General features: G+C 47.8%; 16 protein-coding genes and 2 pseudogenes. 5 read left to right on the forward strand and 13 right to left on the reverse strand.

What is annotated here, in order from left to right; translation table 11 throughout:
• Positions 1-186 precede the first annotated feature (186 nt).
• From ACXIZX_RS20705 to ACXIZX_RS20745, 9 genes are all read right to left on the reverse strand, one after another.
• Positions 187-390 (reverse strand): ANR family transcriptional regulator, encoded by a 204-nt coding sequence (locus ACXIZX_RS20705; protein WP_154183923.1) that lies wholly within the window; start codon positions 388-390, stop codon positions 187-189.
• Positions 391-426: 36 nt separating this feature from the next.
• Positions 427-1,530: a RecT family recombinase gene (locus ACXIZX_RS20710; RefSeq protein ID WP_154183921.1), complete on the reverse strand. Its 1,104-nt coding sequence runs from the start codon at positions 1,528-1,530 to the stop codon at positions 427-429.
• Entirely contained in the window at positions 1,530-2,354 is an 825-nt protein-coding gene (locus ACXIZX_RS20715; RefSeq protein WP_479404904.1) for a PD-(D/E)XK nuclease-like domain-containing protein, read from the reverse strand. Before ACXIZX_RS20715 ends, ACXIZX_RS20710 begins: the two co-directional genes overlap by 1 nt.
• A complete protein-coding gene (gamL, locus tag ACXIZX_RS20720) occupies positions 2,345-2,638 on the reverse strand; it encodes a host nuclease inhibitor GamL (RefSeq protein ID WP_154183917.1) in 294 nt (97 codons plus the stop codon). Before gamL ends, ACXIZX_RS20715 begins: the two co-directional genes overlap by 10 nt.
• Positions 2,635-2,820 (reverse strand): hypothetical protein, encoded by a 186-nt coding sequence (locus ACXIZX_RS20725; RefSeq protein ID WP_154183915.1) that lies wholly within the window; start codon positions 2,818-2,820, stop codon positions 2,635-2,637. The genes gamL and ACXIZX_RS20725 overlap by 4 nt, the downstream gene beginning before the upstream one ends.
• Before the next feature lie 87 nt (positions 2,821-2,907).
• Entirely contained in the window at positions 2,908-3,336 is a 429-nt protein-coding gene (locus ACXIZX_RS20730; RefSeq protein ID WP_154183914.1) for a pentapeptide repeat-containing protein, read from the reverse strand.
• Between the two features lie 485 nt (positions 3,337-3,821).
• Positions 3,822-4,469, reverse strand: a complete 648-nt coding sequence (locus ACXIZX_RS20735; RefSeq protein WP_479404905.1) for a pentapeptide repeat-containing protein — start codon at positions 4,467-4,469, stop codon at positions 3,822-3,824.
• 13 nt (positions 4,470-4,482) lie between these two features.
• Positions 4,483-4,707, reverse strand: coding sequence for a ParE family toxin-like protein (locus ACXIZX_RS20740; protein ID WP_479404906.1), 225 nt, complete (start codon positions 4,705-4,707; stop codon positions 4,483-4,485).
• A gap of 321 nt (positions 4,708-5,028) precedes the next feature.
• A complete protein-coding gene (locus tag ACXIZX_RS20745) occupies positions 5,029-5,286 on the reverse strand; it encodes a hypothetical protein (protein ID WP_154183912.1) in 258 nt (85 codons plus the stop codon).
• 208 nt (positions 5,287-5,494) lie between these two features.
• Between ACXIZX_RS20745 and iraP the strand changes: the two genes are divergently transcribed.
• The gene (iraP, locus tag ACXIZX_RS20750; RefSeq protein ID WP_154183910.1) at positions 5,495-5,860 is read left to right on the forward strand and encodes an anti-adapter protein IraP; all 366 of its coding nucleotides are present in this window, start codon (positions 5,495-5,497) and stop codon (positions 5,858-5,860) included.
• A 1,196-nt stretch (positions 5,861-7,056) separates the two neighbouring features.
• On the opposite strand, the gene ACXIZX_RS20755 is transcribed toward iraP, so the two are convergent.
• Positions 7,057-7,698, reverse strand: a complete 642-nt coding sequence (locus ACXIZX_RS20755; RefSeq protein WP_091003930.1) for a helix-turn-helix domain-containing protein — start codon at positions 7,696-7,698, stop codon at positions 7,057-7,059.
• Positions 7,699-7,810: 112 nt separating this feature from the next.
• On the opposite strand from ACXIZX_RS20755, the gene ACXIZX_RS20760 reads away from it, so the two are divergent.
• The 4 genes and pseudogenes from ACXIZX_RS20760 (at position 7,811) to ACXIZX_RS20775 (ending at position 10,948) form a co-directional block, all read left to right on the forward strand.
• A complete protein-coding gene (locus ACXIZX_RS20760) occupies positions 7,811-8,011 on the forward strand; it encodes a helix-turn-helix transcriptional regulator (RefSeq protein WP_091003926.1) in 201 nt (66 codons plus the stop codon).
• Positions 8,012-8,122: 111 nt separating this feature from the next.
• On the forward strand, positions 8,123-8,461 hold the full coding sequence (locus tag ACXIZX_RS20765) for a DNA ligase-like domain-containing protein (RefSeq protein ID WP_154183908.1): 339 nt from the start codon (positions 8,123-8,125) through the stop codon (positions 8,459-8,461).
• Between the two features lie 88 nt (positions 8,462-8,549).
• Positions 8,550-10,385 carry a DnaT-like ssDNA-binding domain-containing protein gene (locus tag ACXIZX_RS20770; protein WP_154183906.1) on the forward strand — a complete coding sequence of 612 codons (1,836 nt, stop codon included), beginning with the start codon at positions 8,550-8,552 and terminating at the stop codon, positions 10,383-10,385.
• Between the two features lie 144 nt (positions 10,386-10,529).
• Positions 10,530-10,948: pseudogene (locus ACXIZX_RS20775) on the forward strand (bleomycin resistance protein).
• A 171-nt stretch (positions 10,949-11,119) separates the two neighbouring features.
• Here ACXIZX_RS20775 and ACXIZX_RS20780 read toward each other — a convergent pair.
• From ACXIZX_RS20780 to ACXIZX_RS20790, 3 genes and pseudogenes are all read right to left on the reverse strand, one after another.
• On the reverse strand, positions 11,120-11,884 hold the full coding sequence (locus tag ACXIZX_RS20780; protein ID WP_265300995.1) for an NADPH-dependent F420 reductase: 765 nt from the start codon (positions 11,882-11,884) through the stop codon (positions 11,120-11,122).
• A gap of 17 nt (positions 11,885-11,901) precedes the next feature.
• Positions 11,902-12,642: pseudogene (locus tag ACXIZX_RS20785) on the reverse strand (NADPH-dependent F420 reductase); the annotation flags it as partial.
• A gap of 24 nt (positions 12,643-12,666) precedes the next feature.
• Positions 12,667-13,101 carry a MarR family winged helix-turn-helix transcriptional regulator gene (locus ACXIZX_RS20790; protein WP_265300997.1) on the reverse strand — a complete coding sequence of 145 codons (435 nt, stop codon included), beginning with the start codon at positions 13,099-13,101 and terminating at the stop codon, positions 12,667-12,669.
• Positions 13,102-13,467: the final 366 nt, after the last annotated feature.

Below are 13,467 nucleotides of genomic sequence, written 5' to 3' on the forward strand. Positions count from 1 at the left end.
AAAAATATTGTTACTCCACTGATTGTATTTCCAGTCAGAAATTTAAATATTTTCAGATATTATTAATCTTGTGCTTAATGTTGGGTGCGATGAACTTAACATTGATTTCATTATGGATGAAGTCAGAAAAGTGAATAAATTCTGAAGCTGTATTTTTCCCTGGTGTTGGCGAAATTAAATATAAAATTATTTTTGAGACCATCCATTACGTAAAACACTCTGGCAAAACTGGCTACGATGTTCTGACCATTCTGCATTAACCTGTCTCATGGCCAGTTTCATTGCCTTTAACCAGAGCTTCCCTGCTTTTTCATAGTGTCCAAAGTTCTCCGCAATCGCTGCTGCTTCAGCGGTATTATAATAACGGAGGTTACGTAAATTACCTTTCATGGGCTTACCTTGTCTCCTGGCCACACTTTAAAAGAATCATGATTTCTGACTTGTTCCGGCTTCATCCATTTCAGCTTTCCTCACCAGAAAGACATCGGTCGCTTTCTCAAGTACTGCTGGTGTAGAAGCCAGCACTCTGGAGGCATAGGCGTAGCATTTGGCCAGCGCGCTGACGGTTTTGGCGTTCATCGCAGCCTCACAGAAATCGGCCAGCAGCTTATCGGGCGTCCGTTGCTGAACATCCTGATCGTTGTCGAAAACTTTCGCTTTCCCGGCGGAACGCTGTGCTGATTTTTGCTCAGGCGCTGTCACTACGGAATGCTGTGTATCTGGGATAGGCGGTGGCGCTGTTGCTGGCGTATCCGATGCGCTTTGGTCAACATCTGATGCTTGATCTTCAGCATCACTGTGTTCAGTTAACGCCTCGGCTTGCTGCCTGGACTGATTGATCAGTGCGTTCAAGTCGGTCAAAGTGGATTTAGCGGGAGTAATATCTCGCTCAACGGTTGGAGCAGTGTCAATTTCATCGGGTGTATAAACGCCCAGAATCACATCGGGGCAATGCAGTCGCGCCCACCGTTTGACGGCGAGATAAGCCAGTTGTTGTTTGGGGTCACTTGCCCACAGTGTGGAGTTGCGCACCTGCGCCTGTGATAAAAGGATTTCCAGCTCGCGTGGCTGTTCCTCATTCTTCATCGTTGCCCAGACACGAACGCCACAACCGGATTCATCGTCCAGTGTCCATCCGGGAGCCGTGTACTTATTTCCTTTTGATGACGTTTTTTCAGTAAATTTGCCGATGACCTTTTCCCACGGACCAAACCAGGCATACTGTATCCGATCGCGTGTAGGGGCCATTGTCGAGATGACGGCGTTAACCAGCTGAGCTTCATAACCCAGCACGCCGTTAACCATGAAGGTTTTCTGGGCCACAGCAAACGGGTTCATGCGCCACTGCACCGCCTGCATTGTGACGGCGAGGCAGTCTGAGGCTTTCCCGGCGAGGTGCGCAGGTACAGTCACCCGGCTGCCGGCCATAATCTCGGCGAAACGCACAAGCTTATCCAGTGCATCCGGGCTGAAAATGGTGGCTGCCGTGCTGGTGTTATCTGACGTGGGGTCCACTGGTTTATTCTGCATCACTGATACTCCTGTCTGCGTGCCCACACCGGGCGCTGGATTGTCTCAATGCCGCCCCAGTAATCATTGAGGCGGCAGTGGTGGAAGGTGTCGAGATTATGGCGAAAGAGTTTCAAACCTGTCTGAAAGTCATCTTCATGCAGTTCGAATACCCGAACGGGGTAGCGGCCACAATCGATGGTTTCGCTCACGGCAATAAAGACAAACTGTGGATTTTCCCGGAAGCAACGGTAGAAACCCTCGCAGTACATCGCGGCCTGGACGTGATACCGGAACTCTTCGATGTGACGGGAAAAACGAGACATGTCGGCGACCTTCTTTACATCAAGGATGACAGCGCGGTTGGCCAGATATTTGTCGGGACGGATTCGACATAGCTCATCGGTTTCACTGTCTCGCCAGTAGATTGAAGATTCGCAATACCCTGCGTCTTTCAAAAAGTAACTGGCTGCGGGGTGAGCCATTGCACTGTCTCGCATCAGCAGGAGTTTTCGTCCCTGTTCAGCATCCAGCACGGTCATATTCATCCTGCTGGCATCGTCCAGGAATGTCTGCTCTTCCGCCTTGCCCTGATTTGTGCGGCGGTTGAAAGCGGGGGCCACGATATAGCGCTTATCAAATTCACCGGGTTCCAGCAGCATGCAATGCAGGGCGCTACCCATATCCAGAGCGGCTGTTTTTTCAGGATCGACAGGCGCATCCTTACGCCATTTGTAGATGGCAGGGTTCAGCGCCACATCATCAAGCTGCGACTTACTGACCCCCGGGCCTGCGTGGTAGTTCTCATTACTGATGTTGTGATACACGCCGGGTTTTACTGGCATGGCTCCTCCCATTTCAGTAATACCTGCAGGTCATAATTTTCATTTGCCTGAAGGTAAGCGAGGTTAAGAATGAAGTCCCGATACTCCTGATTCGCTTTACCACCGAAACAGCACTTGCTGGCGTTTGGATGAAGAAGAGAAGCCCTGAATTCATCAAGCGTGTCAGGAAAGAAGGTCAGAAGGCGTGCGGCTTCGTCGTCTATCCACTGCTCTTTTCGAATAGCATCCTGTTCTTCCGCATCGAGCTGTTCTTTTCTGTGCTCGAGCTCAATGAATCCCATCATGGTTTGCCCTCCAGAAGAATGATTTTGGTCAGTCTGTCAGTCAGAACCTGCAGTAGCGGTTTGGGAGGACGACGGCTAAAGCTGGCACTGCTCAGAATGTTCTTTCGGCTGAACTCGACAGAATGGATGGGGTGAAAAGGACGTGCGCAGGCGGCATCGCCCCTGATGTTTTTATTCATCATGGTGAAGTTCCTGTGAATAGGTCTGTTAAGAGGTATTGCTGTGGAAAAGGCTAAGTGAGGCTAAAAGAGGTCAGTTCTGGATTTCACTCAGCGCCTGATAACAAGTAGTTCGATCACGACCCTTTGCTGACTGGTTTTCGTGCTGCTAATGCTGTCCGGTAACCGGGCTCCCCCGATCAGAGCACCCTGCAAATCTGCACCTTCCAGCCTGGCTGTGCGCATGTCCGCATTACGCAGATTGGCAGCCATCAACTTTGCATGGCTGATGTCGGTGTTTGACAAAGTGGTGCCAGAAAGGTCAGCAAACGGCATAAAAGCCCGACAAAGCAGGGTGTTGTTAAGACTGGCTCCCTGTAAATTTGCGCCAATCATAATGGCGCGGGTCAGGTCAGCGTTATCGAGAGACGCACCTCTCAGGTCCATAAAACTCAGATCGGCACGCTTTCCTTTCTGACCCTCTGAGCGGATCCAGATTTTGTGGGCACGCAGTATGATTTCAAGTAGTGAAAGGTTCATGGTGTTACTCCATTGATTAACGGGTAAAAAGTGATGGCCTGACCTGTTTCTCCTGAGTTGGAGGAGAACGGGCGAATGAGAATTTTTTTAATGGCGTTGCGTTCAGTTGTGTGTGTAGCGGAACTGACCAGCGCGCCTGAACGGAGTATGTCCATGTAATGAAAACTCAGCTGGTTCGTCGGGTGGTTCAGGGTAAGTAAGACATAGATGCAAAACATTCATTTACACTCCTCCCGCCTTGCTGCCGCGCGGGCTTCATAAATGGAGGGCGTTTTGCCCGAAATGATTGTTTTCAGACAAAACACACCAGACGTCGATACGTTTGCTTCTGGAGCCGCGCTCAGGGCTGCATTTGCTACCCGCGCGTGTTTAAGCAAGCAGAAGATGCAGGACTTAATGATGAGCATGGATTGTTGGCCATTTGTGATGTATGTGATTTTCACAGGATCAACTCCGTGTAAATATTCAGAAAGAAGCAGGTACAATTAAAGCCAGTCTGGCCTCTCACCTTTACCGGTATAAAAGTCAAGAATATCCAGGAGCCTTGGATAAAATTGAATTGCGCGTTCGCCATCCATCGCCTCAATATCTTCCAGTCTGAAGCGTCGCCAGTCTTCGAATTTGTGAGTCTGACAGCCGGCGCTTAATGTGACGCCATGCGTTATTTGAACACTGTATTCCTCACCCAGAATAAGCCATGTATTGGCAGGTAAGCGGGTTCCAAATAAATGGGCTCCTTTCAGCTTTGTTCCCGTTACATCAGCGAGGCGAAGATTAGCGTCATAGAAATTCGTATAAAATAAATTGGAATGACGCAGTGACGCATAATTAAACTTTACGTGAGTAAAATCAGCTCTCTCCAGATTACATCCATCTAATGCAGCATGAAGTAGTTTTGCCCGGCGGAAATTACAGTCGCTGAGATTGCATTTATTAAAGATACTCTTCTCAAGGTTGGTGTTATAAAAGTTGTGATCAGATAAGTCACTGTGGCTAAGTACCAACCTTTTTCCTTCTTCTCCGGCGGACTGAAGCCAGACGTTATGTTCCTGAAGTAGCGCCGATAATTCCTCTTCTGTCATTGAGTTCTTAGGCGTTTTTACTGGACGAGTTACAATTGACAGGTCATGCATGTTTGATTCCTTCTCAGATTTCTTTGTCATAATCGGCGTGGCTCAGTAATAACCATTTTCTCCCTCCGTTTTTGGAGAGAAGACGCCAGGAAGGTGTCACGCAGATGGAAAGATAGCCATGTCGTATTGTGCGTCGTGGCTTTATTTGTCCCTGACGCCATTGCCTGAGAAGACAGCGTGCCCGGATGTTAACGCGTTCTGGTACCTTATGTTTATTCACGGCTGGCCACCCATTCATCTGCGCATGACGCCGCAAGCTTTTGGGTAAATACCCAGTCTAAGCCATCACAGAAATGGACAAATCTCCGCGAACGGTTTAAAGAACAGGCTGTGAATATGTGCCAACCCCATCTGAATCTGTAAATCATGTGATCTCCTGATTTCAGGTAAAAATAGTCCCGTCTAGGACGGGACAGCAGTTTATAATCCATTTTTAACCAGCATGATAATACTGAACGGTGTTTGTTTTACTTTCTGATCGTGAGATTTCAGGCGAAATAGATCGCACGTTATTTATGACGTGTAGTAGAAATCATTAACCTGAATAAAGGCAATGCTATTATTCAGGATCATGCGACTTTTCACACGCACAACACTTAGGGCGTAAGTCCGGGTGTAATGTATAGACGGGCTCCAGAATATCACTGATTATATTATCAATTGAAATCTGTACCTTCTCCATATACTCTTCTGATTCCTCGGTGGTCACTTTACCTTCTGCTTCATACTCGTAAATATTACCCACTGATATACTCAGTTCTCGTAAAACCATAAAAACGGATTGTTTAATGCTTACTGCTGCTTCACGATTGTGCATAGATGCTCCAGATAAATTTTTAATAGCGTTGATTAATTAAATAATATGGTGAGTGTAAGGCGCTGATTTATTAAGCACCCTCATAAGGTTTCAACGTAGAGAGTATATAAGTCAATTCTGTCTTCTCGTGATGGCATTTAGGATTATTTCATATTGAGGAAATGCACAGTCCGGGTAATATGTTCTACCTCTACAGAGAGAGGTCACTATGAAAAATGTCGTACTGAGCATGCTTGCCAAAATTTCGAAAATTGACGCGGCGACGAAGCAGCTGACTGCCCGCGTCGAAGCACAGTCACTTCTCATCAGCGCGTTGGTTTTAGCCGTCAGCAAGCAGGGTGGTGTCACTGAGATGATTGAGAGTGCGAATAAAGCGATTAATACAGTTATTGAGTCGGCAGAGTCCGATGATATGCTCAAGTCAGATGCTGCAATTTTGCTGAGTGAATTGCAGGATTTGCTCACTATTTCCCGGGCCGTAGACGGGGCTGATACTGAAATCAACCATGAAGGTCTGGCAGAGATTTCAGGAATGTCCTCTGGAAATGACAATTCAATTCAGGACAAGAGCTGACAATTTTTAGTGACGTATCGAAAGCCATTCGCTAATAAAAAAACCCGGCATTAAGCCGGGTGGTATAAACTGTACCTTTAAACGGAACCAGCAATGTTCCTTGCTTAAGCATAATGCCTAAGATTAAATCCGATACTAAGGAACATTTGTCGTTACGATAAGGTTATTTTTCAGTAAGCGAGTTACATGCATAACCACCTGAATCATAATGTTTATTCCAGCAGTGTGCTTTGGTTTTGGTTAGTCTGGTTGGCTTTTGTAATTATAAAAATCTTTCTTAGCGCTTAGCTCAAACCTGCTATCGAAATTAATGTGTGATGGCGGTCTGATTTTTTCCGGGCATCATGCAACTCTCACTTTATTCGCTCAGAGACGTAAAAAAAAATCCCGCACAAGACGGGAAAGGGTCAAAGGAATGCAGGTATGCGGTCTGATAAATTACGCCCGGCAAGCCGGGCTAAGTCCCAACCGCGCATTGACTAGACGAGGAGTCAGAATTACTTCCTGACGAAGAGATTTATAATCTAATCGTTATTCGTTTTACTGAAAAACTTATCCATTCGTATATTTCATTTCACCTCTGTAATGATTTTTTTGATTAGCAAAATCAAGCCTTGCCAGTTTTCATCGCGTAAATCGATAGGCAGGGTGATTTTTGCTTGAGAGGTTTTAATTTCCCGAAACATTCGCGCCGCGCTTCACAAATTTTTCTTAACTCATATTCACTCGCTGAGGAATGATAATGCGTGATGTGAAGACGTGGCGTCCGCGGGTCAAAATTAAGACCGCATACGGGGCATTTTACGGATTGTTTCTTAAGACGATAAGACATTGATAACCCCCTTCAACAAAGGAGATGGCACTGATCAGTGCCATCTCGTTTGCTGCGAGGAAGCTGGGTTTTGCCACTTCGGGATATCGCACTCCTGTGCTCCTCCCGCCCGACTTTATTGTGCCGTCCAAACTAACTCGTAGTGCATTAGTTCGAGCGTTTCCGTTCCGCTACGGCAAAGATCACATGATGTGGCATTATATGTCAACACGTATTGTGTGATTTAATTTGATGTTCACGTTTTGTTATTGAATTTTATGTGATCTTTTATGCTCATAAACCCGCAATTTGGGTTTTTATGAGCATGAGTTAAGAACTTCGAACGAGGTCAATTTCAGATGTAAGATAAGATCATTCGCAAGACTTAAAAAAATTCATCATCCCATTGTGCCTTTACAACCTTACCGAGAATGCGACAATTTTCATCAATTTCGATGCTTTGATATCTCGCTGTAGTATTCATAGGCTCTAGCCACTGCTTACCATCCTCAGTAACAAATTTTTTGAAAGTTACTTCCGTCTTGTTGTAAACGATACTTACACAGTAGTGGCCAGATTCGATGTTTGCCTCAGGATCAACTAAAACAAGGATGCCCTCTGGAAAACTGGGTTTTACCCCATAGGGCGAAGTCATCGAATGCCCCGGAACCTGAAACCAAAAGGATTTTTTACTTGCCCGTGTTGTAGAGGAGTAAAACTTAGTATTACTGTCAAAAGTAATGGGATCTCCGCGCTCCTGACTTATTAATTGGTCTTTATTGAGCAGTGGATATTCGTGTTGTTTGTAAACTGTACTTGAATCATCACCAAATAAGATAAATGCAGGAGTTACCCCTAAAGCCAAAGCCAGTAAGGCCGCGTCGTCAGAATTTACTTTTCGCGAGCCGATCTCGTAATTGCCTAATCTTGAAGCTGTTACCCAGCCGCACTGTTTTGCTAACTGAGCCTGGCTCAACCTTTTTGCCTCTCTGAGCGCCCTTATTCTTTCCCCAATATCGTTAGACATTTCATTTCTCAATTAACGGAATTACACATGCCGTGAGTATAGCAGCCTCACGACGTGGTTGAAATTAGATCACAATTTGTGATAGTTAATATGTGATTACACTGGAGGCATTATGAACAATTTAGCTTTGATTCGAAAAAAAATAGGCATTTCTCAGGCTGTGCTGGCGAAGTCTATTGGCTGGGGGCCATCTCGGATCGCCAATTACGAGAGCAACATCCGAACCCCAAGCCTGGCCAGCTGTCGTCTGATCCTCAAGGGTCTGGAAACGCTCGGTCACACACTTACTATAGATGAGGTATTCCCTCCATAAAAATGATATTAAACATAAACTTACTAGAAGATTAATTAACACTAATCATCATCAGCGTCTCCGAAGTTCTTTGCCCGGAAACGCTGTTTCGATCATTTAGGAATTTATCCAATGGATAGAGCAAATGCACGCAAATCAGATGGACTGAGTGTGAATGGCCGTCATCTTCTCTCCTTAGCCCATAAAGCGTTATTGCATACGCGGCAAACTGAAGTTGCTAAACGACTTAACGTAGCCGATTCAACAGTGCTAAGGCGAACTGAAAAATACCCAGAAATCATGGAAACGCTGGCAGCAAGTGGGGTAGAGGATTTCGTGTTGAGGGGAGAGATGAAAGTGCCACTGGAACAGTATCGATGGCTTCTCACCGTGGCCATACAGTTTGCCGAGTACGAACTGGAGCGCACAAAAGAGAAAACCCCGGACTGCTGTAACAGTACCGGGGTTTAGTGCAGAACAGTTTCGTCAGAAACCATCCCAATTATGTCAGCAGCAGCCGTGCAAGTAAACGGCTGCGATTTGAGTTAAGGGTCAGGAAATGTTCGCCAAAAAAATGAAGTCGCCAGAAGTTCTCTCATCCCATCCCAAAGTGCATTTGATAGCACAACATCTCCTGATTCCCCCTCGCTCAGTAGGTGAGGGCAGTCACCGTGCAAAGCAGGAGGGCAGTATTCGTGATAAGCGCGATATCACTGTGGCTGGTCTGCTTAAGTTCTGGTCTGTTGCGAAACATCATGCCCGAAAGGGTGTAATTCCTGATGTTGACCTCTCATACATCGATGCTGTCGTGAACCATCCCGGTTTCGGTCAGGCAATGCAGAAAGTAGGTTGGGTTAAGTATGACAAGCGGAGAAACTGCCTGGCGCTTCCGGAAATGAAAGGGGAGCAACAAAAGATTGAAGGCAAAAAATCTAAGGCTGCATTGAGGCAGCAGCGCTACCGTATGAGGCTTAAGGTCAGGAACTGGATAGTTGAGGGAAGGCGGGCTGCTGCTGAACTTGCCAATAACTCACGTTTTAAAAACCAGACGGTCGTCATAAAGCATGATGAGGTTTATGACGAGGAGGGAAGGCTGCAGAAGTTAGGGTCAATCACTGTCGATGGCAAAACAACGCACGTTGGTTACTGCTACCCCCAACATAAAACAACTGATAAGCATGGCCGGCCATCCTGGGCATCAGACATATCGATCAGTGATTCATGTGATAAGCCGGGCGTCACCAGTAGCGTAACGCCCGATGATTCAGGCGTAACGCAGAGCGTCACCGGTAGCGTTACGCCCGGTGATTCAGGCGTAACGCAGAGCGTCACCAGTAGCGTAACGCCCGGTGATTCAGGCGTAACGCAGAGCGTCACCGACAGCGTAACGCCAGCTGATTCTGGCGTAACGCAGAGCGTCACCGGTAGCGTAACGCCCGGTGAGTCTGGCGTAACGAAGAGCGTCACCGGCATCGTTACGCCCGGTGATTCAGGCATAACGAAGAGCGTCACCGGCATCGTTACGCCCGGTGATTCAGGCGTAACGCAGAGCGTCACCGACAGCGTAACGCCCGGTGATTCAGGCGTAACGCAGAGCGTCACCGGCAGCGTAACATCCGGTGATTCTGGTGCAACGCAGAGCGTCCCCAACAGCGTAACGCCCCGTGTTTCAGGCGTAACGCAGAGCGTCACCGGCAGCGTAACGCCAGCTGATTCTGGCGTAACGCGAAACACTCCTGGCGGGCTCACGCGTGTTATACCTTCGCGCGCGCGCACCCGTTTTAGTTTTTTAAGATCTAAAACCTTAAAATCAAAACCTAAAACAACACACATCGCGCGCGAGAAAATTTCATGGCCTGTGGATAACTTCGACCCCAACAGCAAAATCACGTTGACCCCTGATTGGCTGACTGACTTTCCAGCCCCCTGGGTGAGCAAGTCCTCCCCGCGTAATACCCGGCCCTGCGGTTGTGCCTTCGACGCCATGCGCAACGTGACCCAGAGCGTGACAATCCTGAGAACAGGAAACTCCGCCACTTGTGTCACTCGCAAGCGTGCCGCATATGGCTCAACGGCAGCAGGCAATGCACAATCAACTGAGCAGGCTAAATTCAGGCTTGACCCACACTGGACAACCTCAAGCCAGTTTCTCATACATGCCAGGGATATCGGCATCGAGCTGGATACTGACGCATCGAACTATGAACTTAGCGAGTTCGTAAATTACTGGATGGAAGAGGGCACACTGCACACTCAGAAGCAGTGGGAGACGAAGCTGGCACGGTTTATAGGCAAGGGGCGTAAGCGGGCGGCTAAGCGCGCTTCAGGCCGTCAGGACTTTACAATTCCAACCAGCATGGATTACGCCATCCCGCATGGGTTTCATGGGGGATGATCAGACAGCCATGATTAAAACAGATCCCTTAGTGAACATGGGAGCCTGGAGAGCTGCTAAGAGCGAACAGCGGACGTAATGTCTTCGTTACAAACAGGGTTAAGCCACTTGATGTATGCTGGGTCAGCCAATAAGGATGAGAAAATGGCTGAAAAAAAAGAATACTTCTGGAACCGTATGGTCACAGAGCTGACGGTAACTGATTTTCCCGTCTCACTGCACTTCTATGTCTCTGTGCTTGGCTTCAACATAATGATAAAGCGAGAAGAACCCGATTTTGCTTACCTCAATCTTGGTGAAGCCCAACTAATGCTTGAGCAATACCACCCGGATGGATGGAACACGGGAGAACTTACAAGGCCACACGGACGCGGCATAAATTTTCAGATAGAAGTTGATGACATTGAACAGATTCTAACCCGGGTGCATGCGCATGGCGTAACGCTTTATCGGGATCTCCATGATAGCCATTACAGCATCGGAGAAAGCTCTGCCTGCCAAGAGAGTTTCTCGTGCAGGATCCAGATGGTTATCTTTTGCGGTTTAGTCAGTTTATCGAATGAGATAATAGTGTCCGCTTCTGGGGCGGGCAGGGAGATTAATGAATTGAAGGTCCGCTGTGAGCGAAAAGCGGAAGTTGCTTTTCGCTCATACATCAGCAAATGAAATGGTTGGAGCGAAAATATCGATAAAACAGAGCAGTCATTTGAGGAGGGAGTAACACGACTTTCAAATTACATGAAAAGCGCTCTGTGTAAACGAACAATATAATCGGCATCAGGGTTTGTGCTTTTATCACCCACACGCTCCTGTATTGCCTGAACTGCAATATCCCGGCGCACGGGTAATCGTACCTTTTCCGCTGCAGCCAGCGCAGATTTCATTTGCTCATATGTGAGGTCCGTACAGTAGCACGGAGCACCTGGCTGTTGCCGCCAGGACTCATCAAGGTTACCCGCATCAAAGGCATCAAATCCCGTATCATTGACAAAATCCTTGATCACCATCTTGTGCTCTTCGATATTCCCTGCCACCGGAATTGCAATACGCACTGGCGATCCTGCTGTTGAACCTTTCCTGGCGAGAGAATCTGAACCTATGGCATTCCATGCCTTGATAAGGGGACGGTTCAGGAGATGTGCCACCCACTGACTTTCAACCTCACCATCTGAGAAAGTGTCAATGATGCCATCACGATGTGGATAGTAGTTGGAGGTATCAGCAACGATAACATCCTGAGGCAGATTGCGTATCAGAGGCGCGATACCCTCAAGCTTCGCCATAGGTATGGACAGGATGACTACCTGCGCGTCCTGCACGGCACTGGCCGTATCAGATGCTTCAGCGCCCGTTTCAAGCACGTCGGGGTCTATCGTTTCTGGTCCGCGTGAATTTGCGACTTTTACGAAATGACCGGCAACTGCAAGACTGCGGGCAAGCGTTTTACCGATATGACCGGTTCCCAGGACAGCAATCCGGTACTTTTCTCTATGTGTCATAAGCTATCCTCTTCAACTCAGGCTGTTACTGCACGGTTGCGTTTGACTATCACATCATGTGTTAGATGATCGCCTGCAGACATGAATTCCCTGATCAACGCATCTCTGTTCAGTGGTGCGCGAGCTTTATCCGCTGCCTGAAGGGCCGCTCTAAGTTCTGCGGCGTTAAGCTCAGTGCAGTAGGCTGGAGTACCGGGCTGTTGCCGCCATGATTCGCTAAGCATACCGGCGTCAAATGCATCGAAACCACTCTGACTGACCAACTCCATCACAACAGACTTTGCTGCGGAGTCGTCGCCCGCAACAGGAATAGCAATACGGGACGGAGAACCTGCATCCTGCCCTTTCTCTTTAAGCGTCTCGGCCAGAACAGCATTCCAGGCTTTGATGAGATGGCGCTGAACTGTTTCACTGGCGTACTCGCTTTCAGGCTTACCTTCACGGATCTCAATAATGTCCCCGTCACGGAAAGGATAATAATTAGACGTATCAATGACGATCACGCTTTCAGGGACGTCGCGCATTAACTCAGCAAGTTCGGTATGCTTATCAAAGGGTATAGAGAGGATGATGACGTCCACTTCTCGTACGGCCTCCTGGCGATCAACCGCCAGTGCACCCACTTTTCGCGCCAGCTCAGCAATGCTTTCCGGTCCTCTCGAGTTCGCCAGTTTGACTTCATGGCCCTGCACAGAGAGCTTGTTTGCCAGCGTCGCACCAATATTTCCGGCGCCAATAATGCCTATTTTCATAGCAGTACCTTTTGTATGAGTGGAGGATGATCAGTTATCAGCGGGATGGGCAAAGCCATTCAGGGTATCCCGTAACTCCTCGAGCTTTTCATCCGATAGCTGACAGGCTGATTTGATTCTTTCGGTTACGAGCCACAGCTCACTTTGCAAAGCGAGCCCATCAACCGTAAGGGTAATGAGAACTCGTCTTTCGTCTGCGCGGTCACGTGTGCGTATTATGCGTCCGGCAGCCTCAAGGCGTTTGAGAACGGGCGTGATGGTGCCGGTATCCATGCCAAGCTTATTCCCGATATCCCCCACGGTGCGCGGGGTGCCATTAAACAACTCCAGCATGACCAGATACTGTGGGAAGGTAAGTCCCAGCGGGTCCAGGAACGGCTTATGTAACCGGTTCATTCGGCTCGCCGCACCATATAACGCAAAAGAAAGTTGTGTCCCTATTTCTTGCCGTGACTGCTTGTTCATATGCTAACTCATTATCTAGCTGTTGATTGTCTAGTGCACTAGATAAAAGCATATAGTAAACTTTTCGTTGGCTAAAGAGTGATGAATAAGTAATTCGTGCGGTATGACGATAACAACCAATCATATCGAAACATTTACCGACGGAAGAATACAGGCATCCGGGCGATAAAAGGAGGTCCGATTCTGGCACTAAGCGGACGAGGTAACGGTCCGCTATGAGCGAAAAATCGGACATGCTAGTTAATCTCGCTATTACACCCTGATCAACTATTTCACATGCCCCACAGTTAACGTGGGGCATGGCTTGATTTACAGTGACGGATGAGACCCTTTAACGGGGCTCACTGCTTCGAGCAGAGAAGCCAT

The sequence above is a fragment of the Candidatus Pantoea symbiotica genome (assembly GCF_056491525.1).

Bases quoted from the DNA above. Each gene is read 5' to 3' on its own strand.
- iraP (WP_154183910.1), top strand. From the start codon at position 5,495: ATGAAAAATGTCGTACTGAGCATGCTTGCCAAAATTTCGAAAATTGAC.
- ACXIZX_RS20760 (WP_091003926.1), top strand. From the start codon at position 7,811: ATGAACAATTTAGCTTTGATTCGAAAAAAAATAGGCATTTCTCAGGCT.
- gamL (WP_154183917.1), bottom strand. From the start codon at position 2,638: ATGATGGGATTCATTGAGCTCGAGCACAGAAAAGAACAGCTCGATGCG.
- ACXIZX_RS20705 (WP_154183923.1), bottom strand. From the start codon at position 390: ATGAAAGGTAATTTACGTAACCTCCGTTATTATAATACCGCTGAAGCA.
- ACXIZX_RS20725 (WP_154183915.1), bottom strand. From the start codon at position 2,820: ATGATGAATAAAAACATCAGGGGCGATGCCGCCTGCGCACGTCCTTTT.
- ACXIZX_RS20765 (WP_154183908.1), top strand. From the start codon at position 8,123: ATGGATAGAGCAAATGCACGCAAATCAGATGGACTGAGTGTGAATGGC.
- ACXIZX_RS20740 (WP_479404906.1), bottom strand. From the start codon at position 4,707: ATGAATGGGTGGCCAGCCGTGAATAAACATAAGGTACCAGAACGCGTT.
- ACXIZX_RS20715 (WP_479404904.1), bottom strand. From the start codon at position 2,354: ATGCCAGTAAAACCCGGCGTGTATCACAACATCAGTAATGAGAACTAC.
- ACXIZX_RS20735 (WP_479404905.1), bottom strand. From the start codon at position 4,469: ATGCATGACCTGTCAATTGTAACTCGTCCAGTAAAAACGCCTAAGAAC.
- ACXIZX_RS20755 (WP_091003930.1), bottom strand. From the start codon at position 7,698: ATGTCTAACGATATTGGGGAAAGAATAAGGGCGCTCAGAGAGGCAAAA.
- ACXIZX_RS20790 (WP_265300997.1), bottom strand. From the start codon at position 13,101: ATGAACAAGCAGTCACGGCAAGAAATAGGGACACAACTTTCTTTTGCG.
- ACXIZX_RS20780 (WP_265300995.1), bottom strand. From the start codon at position 11,884: ATGACACATAGAGAAAAGTACCGGATTGCTGTCCTGGGAACCGGTCAT.
- ACXIZX_RS20730 (WP_154183914.1), bottom strand. From the start codon at position 3,336: ATGAACCTTTCACTACTTGAAATCATACTGCGTGCCCACAAAATCTGG.
- ACXIZX_RS20745 (WP_154183912.1), bottom strand. From the start codon at position 5,286: ATGCACAATCGTGAAGCAGCAGTAAGCATTAAACAATCCGTTTTTATG.
- ACXIZX_RS20710 (WP_154183921.1), bottom strand. From the start codon at position 1,530: ATGCAGAATAAACCAGTGGACCCCACGTCAGATAACACCAGCACGGCA.
- ACXIZX_RS20770 (WP_154183906.1), top strand. From the start codon at position 8,550: ATGTTCGCCAAAAAAATGAAGTCGCCAGAAGTTCTCTCATCCCATCCC.